Raw genomic sequence first — 21,924 nt, 5'->3', positions numbered from 1 at the left:
TGGGGCGTCGTCGGCGCCGGCGTGGCATGTCGCTGCGCATGGGGAGTCTGCGGTGATCGAGCGTCCGGGTCTGACGGTGCGCAAGGCGTCGGTGGGGCCGATGGACAACGATGCGTATCTGCTGACGTGCACAGCGACGGGCGAGCAGCTGCTGGTGGATGCGGCGGCGGAGCCGGAGCGGCTGCTGGCGCTGGTGCGCGAGGGGTCGGGGCGTCTGGGCACGGTGGTGACGACGCATGCGCATCACGATCATGTGGGGGCGCTGGCGGAGGTGGTCGCGGCGACGGGGGCGTCGACGGCGGCGGGGGCGGAGGATGCGCCGGAGATCGCGGTGGCGACGGATCGTCTGCTGGGGCAGGGGGATGTGATCGTGCTGGGTGTGCAGCGTCTGGAGGTGATCGCGCTGCGGGGGCATACGCCGGGGTCGGTGGCGCTGCTGTGGGAGGCGGATCGGTCGGGCGCGGCGCTGGAGGGCGCTGCGGCGGTGGATGTCGCTCCCCTGCTGTTCACCGGTGACTCGCTGTTCCCCGGAGGCGTGGGGAAGACGGATCGGGATCCGGTGCGGTTCGCGCGGTTGCTGGCGGATGTGGAGGAGCGGGTGTTCTCGCGGCTGCCGGATGCGACGGAGGTGCATCCGGGGCATGGGGATGCGACGACGCTGGGGGCGGAGCGTCCTGCGCTGGGCGCGTGGCGCGAGCGCGGCTGGTGAGCCTGCGGGAGCCGTCGGGAGTCCCGGGGCAGTCGTCGGGGTCCGGCTCGGGGGCGGTGCACTGGTGCGTCCTGGGCCGGGCCGACGACGGTCGGACGGCTCTGGTCGATCTCGCCGCTGACGGGACGGAGAGGGGGCGGGTCGCGGTCACGGCGGAGGAGCTGCCGGCGGAGGTCGCGCTGCGGGAGCGCGCGGGCGGGGCGACGGGGGCGCCGCGGTGGGTGTGGAGCGATGCGGCGGCCTGGTATCCGCGGCTGCTGGCGGCGGGGGTGACGCTCGAGCGCTGTCATGATCTGCGGCTGGTGCACATGATCCTGCGCCATGCGAGCGCGGTGGAGAAGGGGGCGATGCAGGGGGCGGTGCAGTGGGAGGTGCCGCTGGAGCATCTGGCGGAGGGGCGTCCGGCGGAGGCGGCGCTGTTCGAGCTCGACGGCGGGACGGCGCGCCCCGGGGATGTGCCCCATGGGGTCGAGGAGGCGCTGGCGGAGCTGCGTCGGCAGCTCGCGGCGATCGCGGGGTCGTCGGCGCCGAGCGCGCTGCGGCTGCTGGTGGCGGCGGAGTCGGCGGGGGCGCTGGTGGCCTCGGAGATGCATGCGGCGGGGATCCCGTGGGATGTGCCGGAGCATGATCGGATCCTCGCCTCGCAGCTGGGTCCGCGGCCGTCGTCGGGTCAGGCGCCGGTGCGGATGGTGGAGGCGGCGGCGGAGGTGCGCTCGGCGCTCGGGGATCCGCTGCTGGTGCTGGATTCTCCGCCGCGGGTGCTGCGGGCGCTGCGTCGGGCGGGGATCGATGTCGCCTCGACCTCGCAGTGGGAGCTGATGGAGCATGAGCATCCGGCGATCGAGCCGCTGCTGCGGTACAAGAAGCTCTCGCGGCTGCTGACGGCGAACGGGTGGACGTGGATCGACGAGTGGGTCCACGAGGGTCGGTATCGGCCGGTGTATGTGCCGGGCGGGGTGGTGACGGGGCGGTGGGCGTCCAGCGGCGGCGGGGCGCTGCAGATCCCGCGGCAGCTGCGTCCGGCGCTGCGCGCGGATCCGGGGTGGCTGCTGGTCAGCGCGGATGTCTCGCAGCTGGAGCCGCGGGTGCTGGCGGCGATGGCCGACGATGCGGCGATGATCCGTGCGGGCGCCGGGAAGGACCTGTATTCGGGGATCGTGGAGGCGGGGATCGTCGCGACCCGGCAGGAGGCGAAGGTGGGGGTGCTGGGCGCCCTGTACGGCGGGACCACCGGGGACAGCGGCCGGGTGGTGCCGCGTCTGCGGCAGAGCTTCCCGGCGGCGATGGCGCTGGTGGACGGGGCGGCGGGGGTCGGCGAGCGCGGCGGCACGGTCTCGACGTGGCTGGGGCGCTCGTCTCCGGAGCCGGAGCCTGAGTGGCGGGCGCTGCAGGCGTCGGCGTACGGGAGCGATGCCGATCCGCGGGAGCAGGACCGAGCACGGCGGATCGCGCGGGACCGGGGGCGGTTCACGCGGAATTTCGTGGTGCAGGGGACGGCGGCGGAGTGGGCGCTGTCGTGGATGGCGGGGCTGCGGCTGCGGCTTGCGGGGTTCGCGCCGGTGCCGGCGGAGCGGGCGGCGGTGCCCTCGGGTCCGGTGTTCTCGCGGCGAGCGCATCTGGCGTTCTTCCTGCACGACGAGGTGATCGTGCATGCGCCGGCGGAGCAGGCGGAGGCGGCGGCGGACGCGGTGCGGGCGGCGGCGGAGGCGGCGGGGCGGCTGCTGTTCCCGGGCAGTGCGGTGGAGTTCCCGTTGGATCTGGTGATCGGCGAGCGCTCCGCGGAGAAGTGACGCTCCGACGCCTCTGCCTCTCTGCTCCCCTGCCCCCAGCCCCCCGACCCTCGACTCTCGACCCTCAACTCTTGACCTAGGCTCTTCGCAAGGGGAATCGAGCAGGAGGGGGAACGAGATGGGTGCGCAGGATGCGGGGGCACGAGACGGCGATCTGCGGGCGGGCGGTCCGACGGCGCGGGTTGCGGGGGCTCCGGGGGCTGGGTTGCCGTCGCGTCGGCGTCTGCTCGCCGTGATGGCGGCAATGCCGGTGGCGGCGGTGACGGCGCCGGGATGCTCGCTCCTCGGGGGCGAGGAGCCCGTGATCGCCTCTCTCCGCGTGGTGATCTCGGATTGGACGGGGTGGTCGGAGGAGCAGCCCGAGCCGGTGACGGTCGACCTCGAGGCCGAGGAGGGGGACGTGCTCGATCTGGGGGAGGCACCGTTCGGCGTGGTGCTGACGGTGACGCGGCTGACGGCGGAGCGGCTGACGCTGACCTCGAACGATCCGCTCTCGGAGCGGTCGGAGGGCGGGGGCATCGATCTGCGGACGAAGCAGACGACGTTCCGCGTCGACCGCGGCCGGACGATCGAGATGACAACGCCGACGATGGACGCGGGCACCACGTTCGCCGTCACCTATCTGGACTGACGCCGCCGAGGGCGCAGGCGGGAAGGGCGGTCCGCACGTGGCGCATGGGGACTGCTCCCCATGGTCGGCGGTGAGGGGCGTGGCTACGCTCGCTTCCGGGGACGACCTCGAGGAGGGCGATGATGACGACGACCGCGGAGCCCGCCATGATCGAGCAAGCATTCGATCGCCGCTCCCTGCTGGCCCTGCCGCTGCTGGGGGCCGGGGCGCTCGCCCTGAGCGGATGCTCGACGATCACCGGTCTCCTCCCGGTCGGGAGCGCCACCCTGACCATCGTCTCCGCCGGGTGGACGGGCTGGTCCATCGAGCAGCCGGACCCGGTGACCAGGATATTCGTGGTCGCCGAGGGCGATGAGGTGGCCGACCCGGGCGGATCCACCCGGATGGTGTTCACGGTCGTGGAGATCTCCCGCGCGGGCCTCCGGCTCCGGTCGACCGAATCCTTGGCGCCCTTGCGCCCGGACGCCTTCGACGTCGACTGGAACACGCCGTCGGTGACGGAGTTCGACATCCCCGTCGGCGAGGAGCTGCGCATGGGCACCCCGAGCCTCGACGGCGGCACGAACTACACCTTCAGCGTCGAGCTCTGAGGGGCGCGGAGCGGCGACGATCCGTGCCGGTCAGGAGGACCGCTGCACCCGCCGCAGCTCCTTCTTCAGCTCGGAGACCTCGTCGCGCAGGCGCGCCGCGACCTCGAAGTTCAGCGACTCGGCCGCCTGGTGCATCTGGGCGGTCATCTCGTCGATCATGCCGGTGAGGGCGCCGACGGGATCGTCACCGAGGTCGACCTGGCGCCCGGAGACGGCGTCGACGGCGTTCGCGCGGGCCCGGTCGCGGGCGACCCGCTCCTTGCCGGAGCGGTAGTCGGTGGCCATGAGGGTGTCGGTGTCGATGTCCTCGCGGGCGAGCATGTCGGTGACGTCGGCGATCTTCTTGCGCAGCGGCGTGGGGTCGATGCCGTGCTCGGTGTTGTAGGCGATCTGCTTCTCGCGGCGCCGGTTGGTCTCCTCGATCGCCGCCTGCATGGAGTCGGTGATCCGGTCGGCGTACATGTGGACCTCGCCGGAGACGTTGCGGGCGGCGCGGCCGATGGTCTGGATGAGGGAGGTGCGCGAGCGCAGGAAGCCCTCCTTGTCGGCATCGAGGATCGCGACGAGGGACACCTCGGGCAGGTCCAGGCCCTCGCGCAGCAGGTTGATGCCCACGAGCACGTCGTACTCCCCCAGCCGCAGGGACCGCAGCAGCTCGACGCGGCGGAGGGTGTCGACGTCGGAGTGGAGGTATTGGACCCGCACGCCGTTCTCGAGGAGGTAGTCGGTGAGGTCCTCGGCCATGCGCTTGGTGAGGGTGGTGACCAGGACGCGCTCGTCGCGCTGGACCCGCTTCTCGATCTCCTCGCGGAGGTCGTCGATCTGCCCCTTGACGGGCTTGACGATGACCTCGGGATCCACGAGGCCCGTCGGCCGGATGATCTGCTCGACCACGCCGTCGGCCCGACCCAGCTCGTACTCCGCCGGCGTGGCGGAGAGGTAGACGGTCTGGCCGGTGCGCTCGGTGAACTCGGCGAAGGTCAGCGGCCGGTTGTCGAGGGCGGAGGGCAGGCGGAAGCCGAAGTCGACGAGGGTGCGCTTGCGGGAGCGGTCGCCCTCGTACATCGCGCCGATCTGCGGGATCGTCACATGGGACTCGTCGATCACCAGCAGGAAGTCCTCGGGGAAGTAGTCCATGAGGGTGTTCGGCGGGGTGCCGGGGCCGCGGCCGTCGAGGTGCCGGGAGTAGTTCTCCACGCCGTTGGTGGAGCCCGTCTGCCGGAGCATCTCGAGGTCATGGCTGGTGCGCATGCGCAGCCGCTGCGCCTCCAGGAGCTTCTGCTGCCCCTCGAGCTCCTCGAGCCGCTCGCCGAGCTCGACCTCGATGGAGTCCAGCGCCTTCGCGAGCCGCTCGGGACCGGCGACGTAGTGGGAGGCGGGGAAGATGTGGATGTGGTCCTCCTCGCGGATGACCTCTCCCGTCATCGGATGCAGCGTGTAGAGCGCATCGATCTCGTCGCCGAAGAACTCGATGCGGATCGCGAGCTCCTCGTACATCGGGATGATCTCGACGGTGTCCCCGCGCACCCGGAAGGTGCCGCGCTCGAAGGCGACGTCGTTGCGGTCGTACTGCATGTCCACGAAGCGGCGCAGCAGCTCGTCGCGGTCGACCTGGTCCCCGCGGGAGAGCTGGACCATCCGGTCGACGTACTCCTGCGGGGTGCCCAGGCCGTAGATGCAGGAGACCGAGGAGACCACGACGACGTCCCGGCGGGTCAGCAGCGAGTTCGTGGCGCTGTGGCGCAGCCGTTCGACCTCGGCGTTGATCGAGGAGTCCTTCTCGATGTAGGTGTCCGACTGCGGGACGTACGCCTCGGGCTGGTAGTAGTCGTAGTACGAGACGAAGTACTCCACCGCGTTGTTCGGCAGGAGGTCCCGGAACTCGCTGGCGAGCTGCGCGGCGAGGGTCTTGTTGTGCGCCATGACGAGCGTGGGCCGCTGCAGCTTCTCGATCAGCCAGGCTGTGGTGGCGCTCTTGCCGGTGCCGGTGGCGCCGAGCAGCACGACGTCCTGCTCACCGGATTCTATGCGGCGGGCGAGCTCCTCGATCGCCTGCGGCTGATCGCCCGAGGGCGAGTACTCGGAGACGACCTCGAAGGGATGCTCGGCGCGGACCAGATCGGTGACAGGACGCATGGGACGAGCCTACGGCGCGGAGCCGACGCGCGGAGCACGCACGTCCCGGACCGCGCCGGCGAGCACTCCGGCGAGCGCGTGGCGGGCGCGGCGGGCCAGGGTCTCCCGATCCCCCGTGTTCAGCACCAGGCGGTCCGCCCGACGGATCCGCTCGAGGTCGCTCGTCTGCGCCGCCATCACGGATTCGACGTAGGCGCGGTCCCGGTCCCGGCTCGCGATCACCCGAGCGATGCGGTCCTCGCGCCGGGCGAGGACCGCGACGATCGCGTCGTAGTCCGCATCCCTGCGCTTCTCGAGCAGCAGCGGGCTGTCGTGGATCACGAGCTCCTCCCCGGCGTCGCAGGCCGCGCGCTCCTCGGCGGCGACGGCGAGGTCGACGCGGGCGAGGACGATCGCCTCGAGATCGGCACGGGCGTCGGCGTCGGCGAACACCAGGCGTGCGAGGGCGGCGCGGTCGGCCGTGCCGCCGGGGGCCCGGTACTCCTCGCCGAAGCGCGCGATCGCCTCCTCCAGGCCCTCTCCGGGGGTGTCGAGCACCGCGCGCGAGTGCATATCCAGGTCGATTACCCGGTGACCTGCGTCGCGCCAGATCCGGGCGACGGCGGACTTCCCGGCGCCGATCCCGCCGGTCAGACCGATGCGCATCCATGTCATGCATCGATCGTACGGTCGCCGGGTCCCCGCCCTCCGGCTACCGTCGAGCCGTGGACCCCCTGGAACTGCTCGTCACCAACGATCTGCTGCGCACCCTGGACCTCATCGGCGTGTTCGTCATGGGGCTCGCCTCGGGCGCGCTCGCGGCGCGACTGCGCTTCGACGTCGTCGGCTTCGCGATCATCGGGATCGCCGCCGGGCTCGGCGGCGGACTCGTGCGCGACCTCATCCTGAACTACGGCACCCCCGCGGCCTTCGACGGCCCCTGGTATCTCGCCTGCGCGCTCGCGGGCTCGCTGGTCGCCTTCCTCGTCTCCCCCGAGGGCTCCTGGTGGCGCCGCGCCGTGACCGCACTCGACATCGCCGCGATGGCCCTGTGGGCGGCGACGGGGACCGCGAAGTCGATCGGCTACGGCCTGGATCCGCTGCCGGCGATCCTGCTGGGCGTCACCAGCGCCGTCGGCGGCGGGGTCATCCGCGACGTCCTGGTGGGACGGATCCCGGCGATCTTCGGCGGCGGCCCCCTGTACGCCACCGGGGCGCTGGTGACCGCGATCGGCACCTGGATCGTGATCGCGCTGCGCCTGCCCTCCCCCATGGTCCTCGTCGCCGTCGCCCTCGGCGCCCTGCTCGCGGGCGCGGCGGCCTGGTGGCGCTGGCAGCTCCCGGCGCACGGCGAGTGGCAGGTGACCCTGTCCTCCGCGCAGCTGAAGGCCCTGGTGCGCCGCACGCGCCGCTCCGAGCGCCGACGGGTCGCCCATGAGACGGGCGCGATCCCCATCATCGACGCCGATGTCGATGACCTCGCCGACGACGTCCGCATCCACGACGCCGACGCGGCGGCCTACGAGCAGCGCGCCTTCGCGAGCCCCGACTCGCCGGCGGACCCGCCCGGCGCCGACGGCCCTGACGGCCCTGGCACCCGCAGCCACAGCGACCACGGCCACAGCGACAGCAGCGACAGCAGCGACAGCAGCGACAGCAGCGACAGCAGCGACAGCAGCGACAGCGGCGACTCCGACCCTCGATGAGACCCTGAGGGCCCGCACCGCCCACGACACTCACCCTCCAGTTCACCTTGAGGGCTAGCTCGCGTCCCTGCAGGTCAGGACCGTATGAGCGGGCTGAGAGGATAGGGATTCAGAGGAAAGAGACGAGCCCCCGGCCGCCGCAGGGCGGTGCACGGGGGCTCGTCCGGTCCCGACGGCAGGTCCCGCGGCACCGAGGCCGATATCGGGAGCGGAGTCAGGGACGTCGCCGAGGGGCGGCGCCGGTGGGGGCGTCAGGGGCGGAGCAGCGCGATCATGCGGGCGACGTCGTCGGCCCCGAGCTGTCCCGGCGCCGATCCCCCGCCGACCGCGGCGAAGGTCGCGGCGCTGCCGAAGGTCTCCGCGGCGATGCGGCTGACGGCGCCGAGGGAGCCCATCGAGATCGCGATGTGCGGGCCCTCGCCGTCGGCGGCGACCGCTGTGCTCGCCCCGAGCAGCGCGAGCACATCCCGCGCGTCGCGGGGCGTGACGGCGATCTTGCGGACGTCCGCGCCGGCGCGGCGCTGCCCGCGCAGGATGCTCTCGAGCGCCTCCTGCGGGGGCGTTCCCGCGAAGTCGTGGAAGGAGCCGACGACGGCTGCTCCGACCGCATGCGCGGCCTCCACGACCGCGGCGACGACCCGCTCCTCGCGCGCCGTCTCGATGTCCACGAGGTCGACGGCGCCTCCGGGCTCGGCCAGGAGAGCCAGCAGCAGGGCGGCGAGATCATCGTCGGCGATCTCCCGGGTCCCGCCCTCGGCGGACGTGCGGAAGGTCGCCAGCAGCGCACGCTCCTCCCCCATGCGCTCCCGCAGGACCGGCAGGGCCGCGAGCACGGCACGGCGATGGGCCGCGGTGTCCGCGAGGTCCGGACGGAACAGATCCAGGCGCCATTCGAGGAGGCGGGCGCTGCTCGCGCAGGCGGCCTCCGTCTGCGCGAGCAGCGCCCGCTCGTCGGCGCCGACGAGCGGGACGATGATCTCCGGTCGCCCGCGGCCGAGCTCGATGCCCCGCACGATCACCGGCGCGCCGGCGCCGTCCGGTCGAGTTCCGACCGGGGCCGTCCCGCCGCCCGGCGGGGTCCTGCCGTCCTGCGCGACCATGCGATCCTCCGAGCCCTCAGTCGTCGGCCGCGATGGCCGAGTAGGCCGCGAGCAGCAGTGCGGGATCCGGGCCCTCGAGACGGGAGGGCTTGCCGATGCGATCGAGGACGACGAAGCGGAGCAGTCCGGCGCGCGTCTTCTTGTCGCGCTTCATCGCGTCCTCGAGCTTCGGCCACTGGCGGCCGCGGTAGGTCGTCGGCAGGCCCAGGGACGTCAGGATCGACCGGTGCCGGTCGACCTCCTCCTCCGAGAGCTTGCCCGCCAGATGCGACAGCTCCGCGGCGAACACCATGCCCACCGCGACCGCGGCGCCATGGCGCCATTGGAAGCGCTCGTTGCGCTCGATCGCATGGCCGAGGGTGTGCCCGTAGTTGAGGATCTCCCGCTCGCCCGACTCCTTGAGGTCGTTGGAGACCACGCGCGCCTTGATGCGGATCTTGCGCTCGACGACCTCGCGGAACGCCGCCGAGGACGTGTCGAGCACGGCCGAGGGATCCTCCTCGACGATCTCGAGGATCCGCTCGTCGGCGATGAAGCCGCCCTTGACGACCTCGGCGAGGCCCGCCGCGACGTCGTTCGCCCCGAGTCCCGCGAGGACGTCGAGGTCCTCGATCACGGCGATGGGCGTGTGGAAGGCGCCCACCAGGTTCTTGCCCTCGGCGGTGTTGATGCCCGTCTTCCCGCCGACGGCGGCATCGACCATCGCGGCGACCGTGGTCGGCACCTGCAGCACATCGATGCCCCGCAGCCAGCTGGCGGCGACGAAGCCCGCGAGATCGGTGGCGGCGCCGCCGCCGAGGCCGATCACGAGGTCCGTGCGGGAGATCTCCGCCTGACCGCACACCTGCCACAGGAAGCCGGCGACCTGCGCGGTCTTCGCCTCCTCGCCGTCGGGGACCTCCGCCAGGAAGGCCTGGCGACCGCTCTCGGCGATCGCCTCGCGGAGCTGCTCGGCGATGTCCCGCAGCGTCGGCTGATGGACGACCACCACGCGACGCGCCCGCTCGGGCACGTGCTCGGCGATGCGCCCCAGCAGGCCGCGGCCCACCAGGACGTCATAGCTCCCGGTGGGGGTGCCCACGGGAATGACCGTCGTGGCGAGTGCCTCGGGGGTGCTCATGCTCTCTCCTCCTCACGGGCGGGGGCGTCCCGCTCGATGATCTCGATGATGCGGCGCGCGACGGCGGTCGCGCTGCCATGCGCGGAATCGACATGCCAGCGGGCCGCGGCCCGGTAGAGCGGATCCCGCTCGGCGCTCAGGCTCCGCCAGCGCTCCATCGGATCGCCGCCGGAGAGCAGGGGCCGACCGTGCCCGCGACCGATGCGCCGGGAGACCGTGCGCTCGTCGACCTCGAGCATGACGACCGGGCGTCCGCGCAGCAGCGCGCGCGAGCGCTCATGGGTGATCGTGCCGCCGCCGAGGGCGAGGACGCCATCGTGATCGACGAGGGCGTCCTCGAGGACGCGCGCCTCGAGGACGCGGAAGGCCTCCTCGCCGTCGGCGGCGAAGATCTCCGGGATCGGACGGCCGTCGGCCTCGACGATCAGCGCATCGAGATCGGCGAAGCCGACCCCCAGCAGAGCGGCGAGCTCGCGCCCGATGCTGGTCTTTCCCGCGCCCATCGGGCCGAGCAGGACGACGCGCGGGCCGGTCACGGCGTCGACGGCGAGGACAGACGTGCCTGCAGGCGCTCGCTCTCCGCGAGGTGCGCGCGGATCTCCTCGACGCTGTCGCCGCCGGCCTTCTCCAGCAGCGCATCGGCGAGGGTCAGCGCGACCATCGCCTCGGCGATCACCGCCGCCGGAGCGACGGCGCACACGTCGGAGCGCTGATGGTTGGCGACGGCCTCGCCGCCCGTGGCCACATCGACGGTGCGCAGCGCCCGCGGGACCGTCGAGATCGGCTTCAGAGCGCCACGCACGCGGATGATCTGCCCGTTGCTCATGCCGCCCTCGAGCCCGCCGGCGCGGTTCGTGGCCCGCGGGTAGCGCGGGTCGTCCCCGGCGACGAGGATCTCGTCGTGCGCGGCGGACCCGCGACGGGCGGCCGTCGCGAAGCCGTCGCCGATCTCGACGCCCTTCATCGCCTGGATGGACATGATGGCCTGCGCGAGCCGACCGTCGAGCTTGCGGTCCCACTGGGTGTGGGAGCCGAGACCCACCGGCACGCCGTAGGCGAGGACCTCGACGACGCCGCCGAGGGTGTCGCCGTCCTCCTTCGCGGAGTCGACCTCGGCGACCATCGCCGCGGACGTCTCGCCGTGGAGGCAGCGCAGCGGATCCGCGTCCAGCGCCGAGCCGTCATCGGGAGTGGGCAGCGCGGCGTCGTCGGGGACGCGGACCGAGCCCACGGAGAGCGTGTGGGAGACCAGACGGATGCCCGCGGCCTGCTCCAGCAGGGCGGCGGCGGCGCGACCGGCGACCACCCGGGCCGCGGTCTCCCGCGCGCTCGCGCGCTCCAGGATCGGCCGGGCGTCCTCGAAGCCGTACTTCAGCATGCCCGAGAGGTCCGCATGCCCCGGACGGGGCCGCGTGAGCGGACGGTTGCGCGCGATCTCGCGCTCGTCGCCGGTGCCGGCGTCGACCAGGAGGTCCTCGCGCGCGACCGGGTCGGCGCTCATGACCTTCTCCCACTTGGGCCACTCCGAGTTCGCGACCTCGATCGCCAGCGGAGAGCCCATCGTGCGGCCGTGGCGGAGCCCGCCATGGATCGTCAGGACATCCTGCTCGAACTTCTGACGGCTCCCGCGGCCGTGGCCGAGACGGCGACGAGCCAGCGCCGAGCGCAGGTCGTCGCTGCTCAGCTCGATCCCGGCGGGAAGGCCGTCGAGCAGGGAGATGAGGGAGGGGCCGTGGGATTCCCCGGCCGTGTACCAGCGCAGCATGCCCATGATTCTCTCACGGTCCCGCCCTCGCCCGTCGCGACGTCCGACGCCCCCGGAACCGCCGGGCGAGCTCAGTCCTCGCCGAGCTCGACCTCCGGCGACGGGCTCATCCGCTCCACGAGCTGCGCCACGTCGGCGATGCCGTCGAGGACCTCCGTGGGCCGGTACGGGTAGGAGGTGATGTCCTCGACCTTCGTGGAGCCCGTGAGCACGAGGATCGAGCGCATGCCCGCCTCGAGGCCGCTCTTCACATCGGTGTCCATTCGGTCGCCGATCATCACGGATGTCTCCGAATGGGCGCCGATGCGGTTCAGCGCCGTGCGCATCATCAGCGGGTTGGGCTTGCCGACGTAGTACGGGGAGATGCCGGTCGCGGCCGTGATCATGGCGGCCACGGCGCCGGTCGCCGGCAGCGGGCCCTCGGTGCTGGGCCCGGTGACGTCGGGATTCGTCGCGATGAACTTCGCGCCCTCGCCCACCAGGCGGATCGCGCGGGTGATCGCCTCGAAGGAGTAGGTGCGCGTCTCCCCCAGCACCACGAACTCGGCGTCGGAGTCCGAGAGGATGAAGCCGGCGTCGTGCATCGCGCTGGTGAGCCCGGCCTCGCCGATCACATAGGCGGTGGACCCGGGCGACTGCTCGGAGAGGAACTGCGCGGTCGCGAGGGCGCTGGTCCAGATCGCCTCCTCGGGGAGGTCGATGCCCGCACGGGACAGGCGGGCGCGCAGGTCCCGCGGCGTGAAGATCGAGTTGTTGGTCAGCACCAGATAGCGACGGCCGCAGCGTTGCAGCTCGGCGATGAACTCCGCGGCGCCAGGGAGCGCGGCCTGCTCATGGACGAGCACCCCGTCCATGTCGGTCAGCCAGGAATGGATCGGTGAGTGATCGAGAGCAGTGGTCATGCGCATAGTCTCGCACCTCCGCGGGGGCGGAGCGGCCGTCCGCGCCGTCCCGTGGTGACCGAAGGACGCCGGAGGACGCCGGAGCACCGGGAATGCCGGACGGCCCGGCACCCCCGCAAGGGGGAGCCGGGCCGTCGGATGGTCGATGCGGCCGCAGCCGCGCCGATCAGTTGCCGGTGAGCTTGGCGCGCAGAGCGGCCAGCGCCTCGTCGGAGGCGAGGGTGCCCTCGTCGGACGAGCTCGACTGGTAGGACGCCTGGGCGGGAGCCGGGGTCGAGGAGGAGGTCGACGCGCTCGCCGCCGGGGCGTTCGCGGACTCCTCGTCGGCCTTGATGGCCTCGGCGACCTGGGACTTGTGAGCGGTCCAGCGCTCGTAGGCGGCCGCGTACTGGCCCTCCCACTCCTCGCGCTGCGCGTCGTAGCCCTCGAGCCACTCGTTGGTCTCCGGGTCGAAGCCCTCGGGGTACTTGTACTCGCCGTTCTCGTCATACTCGGCGGCCATGCCGTAGAGCGCGGGATCGAAGGTCGAGTCGTCGCCCTCCGGGTCCACGCCCTCGTTGGCCTGCTTGAGGGACAGCGAGATCCGGCGACGCTCGAGGTCGATGTCAATGACCTTGACGAAGACGTCCTGGTCGACGGTGACGACCTGCTCAGGCAGATCCACGTGACGCTGCGCGAGCTCGGAGATGTGCACGAGGCCCTCGATGCCGTCCTCGACGCGGACGAACGCACCGAAGGGAACCAGCTTGGTGACCTTGCCCGGGACGACCTCGCCGATGGCGTGGGTGCGGGCGAAGAGCTGCCACGGGTCCTCCTGGGTCGCCTTCAGCGACAGGGAGACGCGCTCGCGGTCCATGTCGACGTCCAGGACCTCGACCTTGACCTTCTGGCCCACCTCGACGACCTCGGACGGATGGTCGATGTGCTTCCAGGACAGCTCGGAGACGTGCACGAGGCCGTCCACGCCGCCCAGGTCGACGAACGCGCCGAAGTTGACGATCGAGGACACGGCGCCCTCGCGGACCTGGCCCTTCTGCAGGGTCTGCAGGAAGTCCGAGCGGACCGCGGACTGGGTCTCCTCGAGGTAGGCGCGACGCGACAGGACCACGTTGTTGCGGTTCTTGTCGAGCTCGATGATCTTCGCCTCGATCTCCTGGCCGACGTAGGGCTGGAGGTCGCGGACGCGACGCATCTCGACGAGGGAGGCGGGGAGGAAGCCGCGCAGGCCGATGTCGACGATGAGGCCGCCCTTGACGACCTCGATGACGCGGCCGGTGACGACGCCCTCGTCTTCCTTGATCTGCTCGATCGTGCCCCAGGCGCGCTCGTACTGGGCGCGCTTCTTGGACAGGATCAGGCGACCCTCCTTGTCCTCCTTCTGGAGGACGAGGGCCTCGATCTCGTCGCCGACCTCGACGACCTCACCGGGGTCGACGTCGTGCTTGATGGACAGCTCGCGCGAGGGGATGACGCCCTCGGTCTTGTAGCCGATGTCCAGGAGGACCTCGTCGTGATCGACCTTCACCACAGTGCCCTCGACGATGTCACCATCGTTGAAGTACTTGATGGTCGCATCGATGGCAGCCATGAGTTCGTCGGCGCCGCCGATGTCGTTGATGGCGATCTGGGGGGTCGTGGTCTCGGTCATGTAGGTAAGGACTCCGTCGGGACAGGTACGAGTAGGAATGATGGACAAGCAGGTCGTGCGGGCGATGTCCCGGATGCGCCGGGGCGATGCGGGGACGATTCCCACGCACAGACCTCATAGAGCCTACCAGCCGCACTGGCCGAGCGCGAGGGAATACGCCGCCCACGAGGATGGGGCTGGTCTCAGTGCGCCGCGCCCGGCCTGCGCTCGCCCCGCGCCCGGCCCGCGCTCCTCAGTGCGCCGCGTCGAGCCAGGTGTCCCCGACCCCGATGCCGACCTCGAGCGGGACCGACAGCGCATAGGCGCCGTCCATGCCCTCGGCGACGAGGGCGCGCAGCTGCTCCTCCTCGCCGTCGGCGACGTCGAGCACGAGCTCGTCATGGACCTGCAGCAGGACCCGCGAGGCCAGCCCGCGCTCGCGCAGGAGCTCGTCCACACGCAGCATGGCGAGCTTGATGATGTCCGCGGCGCTGCCCTGGATCGGGGAGTTCAGCGCGACCCGCTCGGCGTTCTCGCGACGCTGGCGGTTGTCGCTGGTGAGGTCCGGCAGGTACCGGCGGCGCCCGAGGATCGTCTCGGTGTATCCGGTCTCCCGCGCCTTCTCCACGCTCTCGCGCAGGTAGTCGCGCACCCCGCCGAAGCGCTCGAAGTAGCCGTCCCGCAGCGAGGTCGCCTCCGCCTGCGAGATCCGCAGCTGGCGCGCGAGGCCGAAGGCGCTCAGCCCGTAGGCGAGGCCGTAGCTGACGGCCTTGGTCTTCGAGCGCATGGCGCCGTCGACCTCCTCGGGCTCGACGTCGAACACCCGCGAGGCGACGAAGCGATGGAGGTCCTCTCCGGAGCGGAAGGCCTCGATCAGGCCCGCGTCCTCCGACAGGTGCGCCATGATGCGCATCTCGATCTGCGAGTAGTCCGCGGTCATGAGCGCGACGAAGCCGTCGCTGCGGCGGAACGCCGAGCGGATGCGCCGGCCCTCCTCCGTGCGGGTGGGGATGTTCTGCAGGTTCGGGTTGTTCGAGGACAGGCGGCCGGTGGCCGCGATGTTCTGGTGGAAGGTCGTGTGGATGCGCCCCTCCGGGGAGATGAACCGGCGCAGCGTGTCGATGATCTGACGCATCTTCGTCACATCGCGGTGCGCGAGCAGGTCCGAGAGGAAGGGGTGGCCGGTCTTGTCGAAGAGGTCCACGAGGGTCTCGGCGTTGGTGCTGTACCCGGTCTTGGTGCGCCGCCCCTTGGGCAGGCCGAGGCGCTCGTAGAGCACCTCCTGGAGCTGCTTCGGAGAGCCCAGGTTGATGCGGTCGCCGCCGATGTGCGAGAACGCCGACTCGGCCACCCGCTCCTGCTCCTGCGCATGCTGCGCGTCGAGCTGCGCGAGCACGCCGTCCTCGACGGCGATGCCGGTCTCCTCGATCGTCCCGATCACCTGGGCGAGCGGGAGCTCCAGGTCGTCATGGAGGGAGGTCGCGGCATGCTCCTCCAGCTCGGCGCGCAGGATCGCCTCGATCCGCAGCACGGCGTCCGCAGCGCGGCCGAGCCGCTCGGCGCCCGAGTCCTCGTCCTCCCCCAGGTCCAGCTCCTGCTGGGCGGCGACGGACTCCACCTGCAGATCCTCCTGCAGATGCCGCATCGCGAGGCCCGCGAGATCGGTGGGCCGCTGGTCGGGACGGCACAGGAACTCGGCGATCGCCAGATCGGTGCGCCAGCCCGCGACGCGCAGCGACCGCCCCGCCAGCTGATGGGCGAGGGCCTTGGTGTCGAGCGCCGTCTTGGGGATCGAGGCGTCGGCGAGCCAGTCGGCGAGCGCGCGCTCGGCCGACTGGTCGAGGGCGGTGAGGTCGAGCACCGCGATCGCGGACTCGGTGGCGAGGGCGAGGGCGGTCGCGTCGCCCTGGCCGAGCTCCCAGCGCCCCTCCGAGGCCAGCGCCGCGCCGTCGGCGAAGTCGCCGGCGAGGAGGGCGGGGACCTCGCCGTCCGCGGGGCGGCGGATCTCGGGCAGCTCGCGCTCCGGGGCCGCCGGAGCCTCGGCGTCCTCGCCGAGCAGGATCGCGGGGACGTCGCGGCGGATCGTCGGCCCGAAGGCGAGCTCGTCGAAGACCGCGGCGAGGGCGACGGCGTCGCCTCGGCCGAGGGAGCAGCGCTCCTCGCCGCCGGGCAGCTCGAGGTCGCGGACGGCCTCGTTCATGCGGCGGTTGCGCTCGACGTCCTCGAGGTGGTCGCGGAGGGACTGGCCGGCCTTGCCGGTGATCTCGTCGGCGTGGGCGATGATCCCGGGGAGGTCGCCGTGGGCGAGGATCCACTTGGCCGCGGTCTTGGGGCCGACGCCGGGCACGCCCGGGAGGTTGTCGGCGGCCTCGCCGACGAGGGCGGCCATGTCGGGATAGCGCTCGGGCGGGATGCCGTACTTCTCCTCGACGGCCGCGGGGGTCATGCGGCGCATCTCCGTGACGCCCTTGACGGGCTGGAGGAGGGTGACGTTGTCGGTGACGAGCTGGATCGCATCGCGGTCGCTCGAGACGATGAGCGCTTCGCGGCCGTCGGCCTCGGCGCGGGTCGCGAAGGTGGCGATGATGTCGTCAGCCTCGTAGTCCTCGACGGTGAACCAGGCGACGCCGAGGGCGTCGAGGACCTGCTGGATGAGGGCGATCTGGCCCTTGAACTCGGCGGGGGTCTCGTCGCGGCCGGCCTTGTACTGGTCGTAGATGCGGTCGCGGAAGGTGCCGCCGGGGAGGTCGAAGGCGACCGCCACGTGCGTCGGCTGCTCGGAGGCGACGACATTGATGATCATGCGGGTGAAGCCGTAGACGGCGTTGGTGGCCTGGCCCCGTCCGTCGCTGAAGCCGTCGGCGGGCAGGGCGAAGAACGCCCGGAACGCCATCGCATGGCCGTCGATGAGGAGGATCCGCTGTCCGCTGCCCTGGCTCGCACTCATGCGGAGCAGTCTCCCACGTCGGCCGGACCTGCGCCCATATGGCACCCTGCGGGCATGGATCAGCTCTCATCGACTCCCCCGCCGCCCTCCCTCGACCCTGCTCTCCGCGCCGAGCTCGAACACATGTGCGAGGGCACGCTCGTCGAGCGGATGGGCATGCGCATCGAGACGCTCTCGGCCGACGGCGGCACCATGACCATGCCGGTGGAGGGGAACACGCAGCCGGCGGGCCTCCTGCACGGCGGTGCGACGATCGCCCTGGCGGAGACCGTCGGCTCGTTCGCGGCGATCCTGCGGGCGCGGGAGGTCCACGGGGAGGGGGCCCAGGCGGTGGGCACGTCGGTGAGCGCCCTGCACCATCGCTCCGCGCGCTCGGGTGCGGTGCGGGCGACCTGCACGGTCCGCCATGCCGGGCGGCAGGTCGCCAGCTACCTGGTGGACGTGCACGACGAGGCGGGGACGCTGCTGAGCACCATCACCGTCTCGACGATGCTGCTGCCTCCGCGCTGACGACGGGAACGCGGGCGGTCAGCCCTCGTCCTCGTAGGCGGTGTCGCCCAGCAGCGTCAGCGACCCGTCGTCGGCGTAGCCGTAGGTCCGCAGCGACCCGGAGGCGGGATCGAGGTCGGGCCCGAGGACGAGGGAGCCCATGACGCCGGTGTAGGCGATCGACGCGGTCTCCCCCGCACGACGCCGGGCATCGATCTCCGTCGAGCATGACCCCAGGCTGTCGCAGTCCGCGGACCCGGAGAGCACCTGCGGAATCGCGGCGGCGATGTCGGTGCCGCGGCCCGACAGGGCGCTCTGCGCGGCGATGCACGCGATCATGACCGCGTCGTAGGCCAGCTGCGAGTAGGGGAAGGCCGAGCGTGCGAGCGTCGGATCCACGTTCAGCATCATCCGGATGTGCGCGTCGCCGAGCTCGCCGCCGGGCATCCATCCGGACACCTGGGCGAGGGCGGCCTCCCCGAGGTCCGCGTCGCGCTGGTCGACGGTCGCCGCGGGCGCGATCCGGACGGGGATCTGCTGGTCCGTGCGACCGTCGTCTCCTAGGGTCGCGGTGTGGACCGCCGCGGCGAGGGCGGCGCTGTCGGCGGCGGATCCGTGGATCAGCAGGAGCGCCGGATGCGCTTCCGCGAGGGTCGCTGCGAGAGCCGAGACCTCCTCGGCGAGCGCGGCGGCGGGGAGGGTGTCCTGGAGGATGACCTCACCGCCCTGCGGCGCGAGGATCGTGGACAGCCGGGCGATCAGATCGACGGCGAGCATGGTGCCGTCGTGGACGACGGCGACGCTCCCCCTCTCCCCCGCTCGCGCGGAGGAGGAGTCCTCGAGCGCCTCGCCGGCGAGCCGGGCAGCGATGACGCGGGTGCTCGGCGAGAGGCGCACGAGCATCCCGGCGGTCTCCACCGACGGCTCCCGCAGCTCCAGCGAGGAGGTGGTCACGTCGATCACGGCGATGCCGGCGGCGGCCAGCAGCGGCGCCGCCGTCAGCATGACCTCCTCGGGGAGGGAGCAGATGACCGCGCCCGCGCCGGCCGCGGCGAGCTCGTCGACGACGCCTGCGAGGTCCTCGTCGACGTCCTCGACCACGTGCCGGGTGCCGGCGGTGACCACCGGCTGGCCGAAGACCCCGCCGTAGGTCGCGTTGACGTCGATGAGCGCCTGGCCGACGGCGAGAGCGATCGTGCCCTCGACGGCGGCGGTCCACCCGACCGAGGAGCCGATCTGGCCGAGGACCAGGGGCTCCGTCGGCGTGGCGGGGGCGGTGGAGGTCGGAGAGTCGGAGTCGGGGCCCGCGGGCCCCGACAGGGCGTCGCAGGCGGCGAGCACCGGCAGTGCGGCGCTTCCCAGCGCGCCAGCCGTGAGCGAGCGCACCAGCGTGCGTCGTGACAGCACCATCTGCTCCTGCCCCCTCGCCGATGCGCCCCCTCCCCCGGGGGCGGTCCCGGCTTCTCGTCCCGCGGGGACGTGCGTCCCCGGCCGGGTCACTCCTTGGTCTGGCCGCCCAGCTGGTCGACGACGGCGTCGGCGACCTCGCGCATCGTCAGGCGACGGTCCATGGAGGTCTTCTGGATCCAGCGGAAGGCCTCGGGCTCGGAGAGCCCCATGTTGGTCTGCAGCAGGCCCTTGGCGCGGTCCACGCGCTTGCGGGTCTCGAAGCGCTCGCCCAGGTCGGCGATCTCGGACTCGAGCTGCGTGATCTGCTGGTAGCGGGAGATGGCGATCTCGACCGCGGGCAGCAGGTCCGCGGGGGTGAAGGGCTTGACGACGTAGGCCATGGCGCCGGCGTCGCGGGCGCGCTCGACGAGCTCGGCCTGCGAGAAGGCGGTCAGCATGACGACCGGCGCGAGGTTCTCCTCGCCGATGCGCTCGGCGGCGGTGACGCCGTCGACCTGGGGCATCTTCACGTCCATCACGACGATGTCGGGGCGCAGCTCGCGCGCCTTGGCCACCGCGCTCTCGCCGTCGCCGACGGCGGCGACGACCTCGTAGCCGGCCTCCGTCAGGGTCTCGACGATGTCCATGCGGATGAGGCTCTCGTCCTCCGCCACCACGGCCGTGCGTCGCGGCGCCTCGGTCTCGGGAGACGCGAGGTCCTCGTTCTCGGCGGGAAGGGAAGCGATGTCGTCGTTCATGTCACCCTGTGTCTTCGGTAGGAACGTCTGCGGCACGGGCCTGCGGCGATGCCCGCGAGCGGGAGCGCAGACCCGGTGGTCTTCAGCGGTATCCTAATCCAGCCCTCGACCACGAGGGCTCGAGCCGGATTGGCGGAATGGCAGACGCGGCGCACTCAAAATGCGCTGTCCGAGAGGGCGTGCGGGTTCGAGTCCCGCATCCGGCACCCAGCGCTCGTCCGCGATCGGACGAGCGCGGCGCAGCGGCGCGAGGGCCTCGGGGACGCAGCGGTCCCCGTCGGCAGAGGCCGCGGCTCCTCCCGCTGACCAGCCCTGTTCCCGGATTCTCACGGGCTCGCCGTTCTGCGCGAGGCCGGGCGAGCCCGATGCGCGGCCCGATGCTCCGGCATCCCCGGCGCGCCGCATCCGGACCGATCGCGAGCACCCGCGATCCGTCTCCGCCGGAGGCCGCCGACGATCCCGACTCCGGCGCGCGCACCCGCCGTCCCTCCGCGCGCCGTGTCGCACGCCTCCCGCCGGCGGCCGGTCCGCTCCGCCGTGCGCGATCCGCCGCGTGACCCTCCGCACTCGGTGGTCCCCCTGCCGTCCCTCCGCCGCCGCCCTCCGAGCGCGGAGCTGCCGCGCCAGGGGACTCCGAGCGCGGTGGTGCTCCCGCGCGAGGGCCCCGGAATGCGGGAGCGGGGCACCCGTCGCTGCTGCGACGGATGCCCCGCTCCTGCGGATGCGGCGCCCCGAGGGGGCGCGGCGATCAGGCCTGGGTGCCGGCGTTGATGTGCTCGGTCTCGATGCGGGCGGACTCGGTGCCGTCCAGGTCGCCGATGCGGTGCACGCGCAGCGAGTTGGTCGAGCCGTGCAGGCCGGGGGGCGAACCGGCGGCGACGATGACGAGATCGTTCTTCTGCAGGCCCTTCTGCTCGCGCAGGAGCTCGTCGACCTTGGCGATCATCTGGTCGGTGTCCTCCTGCATCGGCACGAGGTGCGCCTCGATGCCCCACGACAGCGACAGCTGACGGGCGACCTCCGGGTAGGGGGTCAGGGCGAGCAGGGGGATGGTCGGGCGCAGGCGCGCGAGGCGGCGCGCGGTGTCGCCCGACTCGGTGAAGGTGACCAGGTACTGCGCGGAGAGCTGGTCGCCGATCTCGGCGGCCGCGCGGGTGATCGCACCGCCGCGGGTGTGCGGGATGGTGCCGAGCGGGAGGATGCGGTCGGCGCCGTTCTCCTCCGTGTTGGTGACGATGCGGGCCATCGTGCGCACGGCCTCGAAGGGGTACTTGCCCACGCTGGTCTCGCCCGAGAGCATGACCGCGTCGGCGCCGTCGAGGATCGCGTTGGCGCAGTCGGAGGCCTCGGCGCGGGTGGGCCGGGGGCTCTCGATCATCGACTCGAGCACCTGGGTGGCGACGATGACCGGCTTCGCGTTGCGGCGGGCCAGCTCGATCGCGCGCTTCTGGACGAGCGGGACCTGCTCGAGGGGGAGCTCGACGCCCAGGTCGCCGCGGGCGACCATGATGCCGTCGAAGGCGCCGACGATCGAGCGCAGGGCGCGGACGGCCTGCGGCTTCTCGATCTTGGCGATGACGGGGACGCGACGCCCCTCCTCCTGCATGATCGCGAGGATCTGATCCATGTCGTGCGCGTCGCGCACGAAGGACAGGGCGATCAGGTCCGCACCGAGGCGCAGGCCCCAGCGGAGGTCGGCGATGTCCTTCTCGCTCATGGCGGGGACGGACACGGCCACGCCGGGGAGGTTGATGCCCTTGTTGTTCGAGACCGGGCCCGGCACCTCGACCACCGTGGTGACGTCGGTGTCGGACACGTCGGTGACGCGCACGGAGACCTTGCCGTCGTCGATCAGCAGCACGTCGCCGGGGCGGCAGTCGCCCGGGAGGCCCTTGAACGTCGTCGAGACGCGCTCGCGGGTTCCGACGATGTCCTCGGTGGTGATGATGAAGGTGTCGCCCACCTCGAGCTGGTGGGGACCGTCGGCGAAGCGGCCCAGACGGATCTTCGGACCCTGGAGATCGACGAGGATCGCGACGTTCCTGCCCAGGTCCTCGGCCGCGCGACGGATGTTCGCGTAGACCAGCTCGTGGTCCTCGTGCGACCCGTGGCTGAGGTTCATCCGGGCGACGTTCATCCCCGAGTCGATCAGCGTGCGGATCTGCTCGTAGGTGTTCGTCGCGGGACCGAGAGTGCAGACGATCTTCGCTTTGCGCATGTCAACCCATCTGTAAGTAGTGCGTGTTCAGTGCGGATCAGGGCCGCGGGTCCCTCCGGAGGGCACCA

At 72.1% G+C, this 21,924-nt stretch carries 18 protein-coding genes and 1 tRNA gene; 7 read left to right on the top strand and 12 right to left on the bottom strand.

Going from position 1 to position 21,924, the window contains the following annotated elements; translation table 11 throughout:
- Window positions 1-52 precede the first annotated feature (52 nt).
- From ACXET9_RS04615 to ACXET9_RS04600, 4 genes are all read left to right on the top strand, one after another.
- Window positions 53-709: an MBL fold metallo-hydrolase gene (locus ACXET9_RS04615; protein WP_457885258.1), complete on the top strand. Its 657-nt coding sequence runs from the start codon at window positions 53-55 to the stop codon at window positions 707-709.
- A 56-nt stretch (window positions 710-765) separates the two neighbouring features.
- On the top strand, window positions 766-2,499 hold the full coding sequence (locus ACXET9_RS04610; RefSeq protein ID WP_457885861.1) for a bifunctional 3'-5' exonuclease/DNA polymerase: 1,734 nt from the start codon (window positions 766-768) through the stop codon (window positions 2,497-2,499).
- 301 nt (window positions 2,500-2,800) lie between these two features.
- The gene (locus ACXET9_RS04605) at window positions 2,801-3,130 is read left to right on the top strand and encodes a hypothetical protein (RefSeq protein ID WP_457885256.1); all 330 of its coding nucleotides are present in this window, start codon (window positions 2,801-2,803) and stop codon (window positions 3,128-3,130) included.
- Between the two features lie 119 nt (window positions 3,131-3,249).
- Window positions 3,250-3,720 (top strand): hypothetical protein, encoded by a 471-nt coding sequence (locus ACXET9_RS04600; protein ID WP_457885255.1) that lies wholly within the window; start codon window positions 3,250-3,252, stop codon window positions 3,718-3,720.
- A 30-nt stretch (window positions 3,721-3,750) separates the two neighbouring features.
- On the opposite strand, the gene uvrB is transcribed toward ACXET9_RS04600, so the two are convergent.
- The gene (gene uvrB / locus ACXET9_RS04595) at window positions 3,751-5,856 is read right to left on the bottom strand and encodes an excinuclease ABC subunit UvrB (protein ID WP_457885253.1); all 2,106 of its coding nucleotides are present in this window, start codon (window positions 5,854-5,856) and stop codon (window positions 3,751-3,753) included.
- Between the two features lie 9 nt (window positions 5,857-5,865).
- On the bottom strand, window positions 5,866-6,510 hold the full coding sequence (coaE, locus tag ACXET9_RS04590) for a dephospho-CoA kinase (RefSeq protein WP_457885250.1): 645 nt from the start codon (window positions 6,508-6,510) through the stop codon (window positions 5,866-5,868).
- 50 nt (window positions 6,511-6,560) lie between these two features.
- Between coaE and ACXET9_RS04585 the strand changes: the two genes are divergently transcribed.
- Window positions 6,561-7,541, top strand: coding sequence for a trimeric intracellular cation channel family protein (locus ACXET9_RS04585; protein ID WP_457885249.1), 981 nt, complete (start codon window positions 6,561-6,563; stop codon window positions 7,539-7,541).
- 251 nt (window positions 7,542-7,792) lie between these two features.
- Here the strand turns inward: ACXET9_RS04585 and aroD are convergent, their stop codons facing one another.
- The 7 genes from aroD to polA all read right to left on the bottom strand — a co-directional run bounded on the left by aroD (window position 7,793) and on the right by polA (window position 17,002).
- A complete protein-coding gene (aroD, locus tag ACXET9_RS04580) occupies window positions 7,793-8,641 on the bottom strand; it encodes a type I 3-dehydroquinate dehydratase (protein WP_457885247.1) in 849 nt (282 codons plus the stop codon).
- A 16-nt stretch (window positions 8,642-8,657) separates the two neighbouring features.
- The gene (gene aroB / locus ACXET9_RS04575) at window positions 8,658-9,761 is read right to left on the bottom strand and encodes a 3-dehydroquinate synthase (protein ID WP_457885245.1); all 1,104 of its coding nucleotides are present in this window, start codon (window positions 9,759-9,761) and stop codon (window positions 8,658-8,660) included.
- Window positions 9,758-10,297, bottom strand: coding sequence for a shikimate kinase (locus tag ACXET9_RS04570; RefSeq protein ID WP_457885243.1), 540 nt, complete (start codon window positions 10,295-10,297; stop codon window positions 9,758-9,760). Before ACXET9_RS04570 ends, aroB begins: the two co-directional genes overlap by 4 nt.
- On the bottom strand, window positions 10,294-11,526 hold the full coding sequence (gene aroC, locus ACXET9_RS04565; RefSeq protein WP_457885242.1) for a chorismate synthase: 1,233 nt from the start codon (window positions 11,524-11,526) through the stop codon (window positions 10,294-10,296). Before aroC ends, ACXET9_RS04570 begins: the two co-directional genes overlap by 4 nt.
- A gap of 71 nt (window positions 11,527-11,597) precedes the next feature.
- Window positions 11,598-12,428: an HAD-IIA family hydrolase gene (locus ACXET9_RS04560; protein WP_457885240.1), complete on the bottom strand. Its 831-nt coding sequence runs from the start codon at window positions 12,426-12,428 to the stop codon at window positions 11,598-11,600.
- Window positions 12,429-12,594: 166 nt separating this feature from the next.
- Complete coding sequence (gene rpsA / locus ACXET9_RS04555) at window positions 12,595-14,076, bottom strand: 30S ribosomal protein S1 (RefSeq protein WP_457885238.1); 1,482 nt, start codon at window positions 14,074-14,076, stop codon at window positions 12,595-12,597.
- A 232-nt stretch (window positions 14,077-14,308) separates the two neighbouring features.
- Window positions 14,309-17,002, bottom strand: a complete 2,694-nt coding sequence (polA, locus tag ACXET9_RS04550) for a DNA polymerase I (protein WP_457885236.1) — start codon at window positions 17,000-17,002, stop codon at window positions 14,309-14,311.
- A gap of 54 nt (window positions 17,003-17,056) precedes the next feature.
- Here polA and ACXET9_RS04545 point away from each other — a divergent pair, with 54 nt between their 5' ends.
- Window positions 17,057-17,512 carry a hotdog fold thioesterase gene (locus ACXET9_RS04545; RefSeq protein WP_457885234.1) on the top strand — a complete coding sequence of 152 codons (456 nt, stop codon included), beginning with the start codon at window positions 17,057-17,059 and terminating at the stop codon, window positions 17,510-17,512.
- An 18-nt stretch (window positions 17,513-17,530) separates the two neighbouring features.
- On the opposite strand, the gene ACXET9_RS04540 is transcribed toward ACXET9_RS04545, so the two are convergent.
- Window positions 17,531-18,901: an ABC transporter substrate-binding protein gene (locus ACXET9_RS04540; RefSeq protein WP_457885232.1), complete on the bottom strand. Its 1,371-nt coding sequence runs from the start codon at window positions 18,899-18,901 to the stop codon at window positions 17,531-17,533.
- An 86-nt stretch (window positions 18,902-18,987) separates the two neighbouring features.
- On the bottom strand, window positions 18,988-19,638 hold the full coding sequence (locus ACXET9_RS04535; RefSeq protein ID WP_457885230.1) for an ANTAR domain-containing response regulator: 651 nt from the start codon (window positions 19,636-19,638) through the stop codon (window positions 18,988-18,990).
- A gap of 123 nt (window positions 19,639-19,761) precedes the next feature.
- Here ACXET9_RS04535 and ACXET9_RS04530 point away from each other — a divergent pair.
- A tRNA-Leu gene (locus ACXET9_RS04530) sits at window positions 19,762-19,844 on the top strand.
- 542 nt (window positions 19,845-20,386) lie between these two features.
- On the opposite strand, the gene pyk is transcribed toward ACXET9_RS04530, so the two are convergent.
- Window positions 20,387-21,856, bottom strand: coding sequence for a pyruvate kinase (gene pyk, locus ACXET9_RS04525; protein ID WP_457885229.1), 1,470 nt, complete (start codon window positions 21,854-21,856; stop codon window positions 20,387-20,389).
- Window positions 21,857-21,924: the final 68 nt, after the last annotated feature.

This window comes from Brachybacterium netajii (SeqCode) (assembly GCF_054114245.1).
This window is presented reverse-complemented; position numbering and strand designations above follow the sequence as displayed.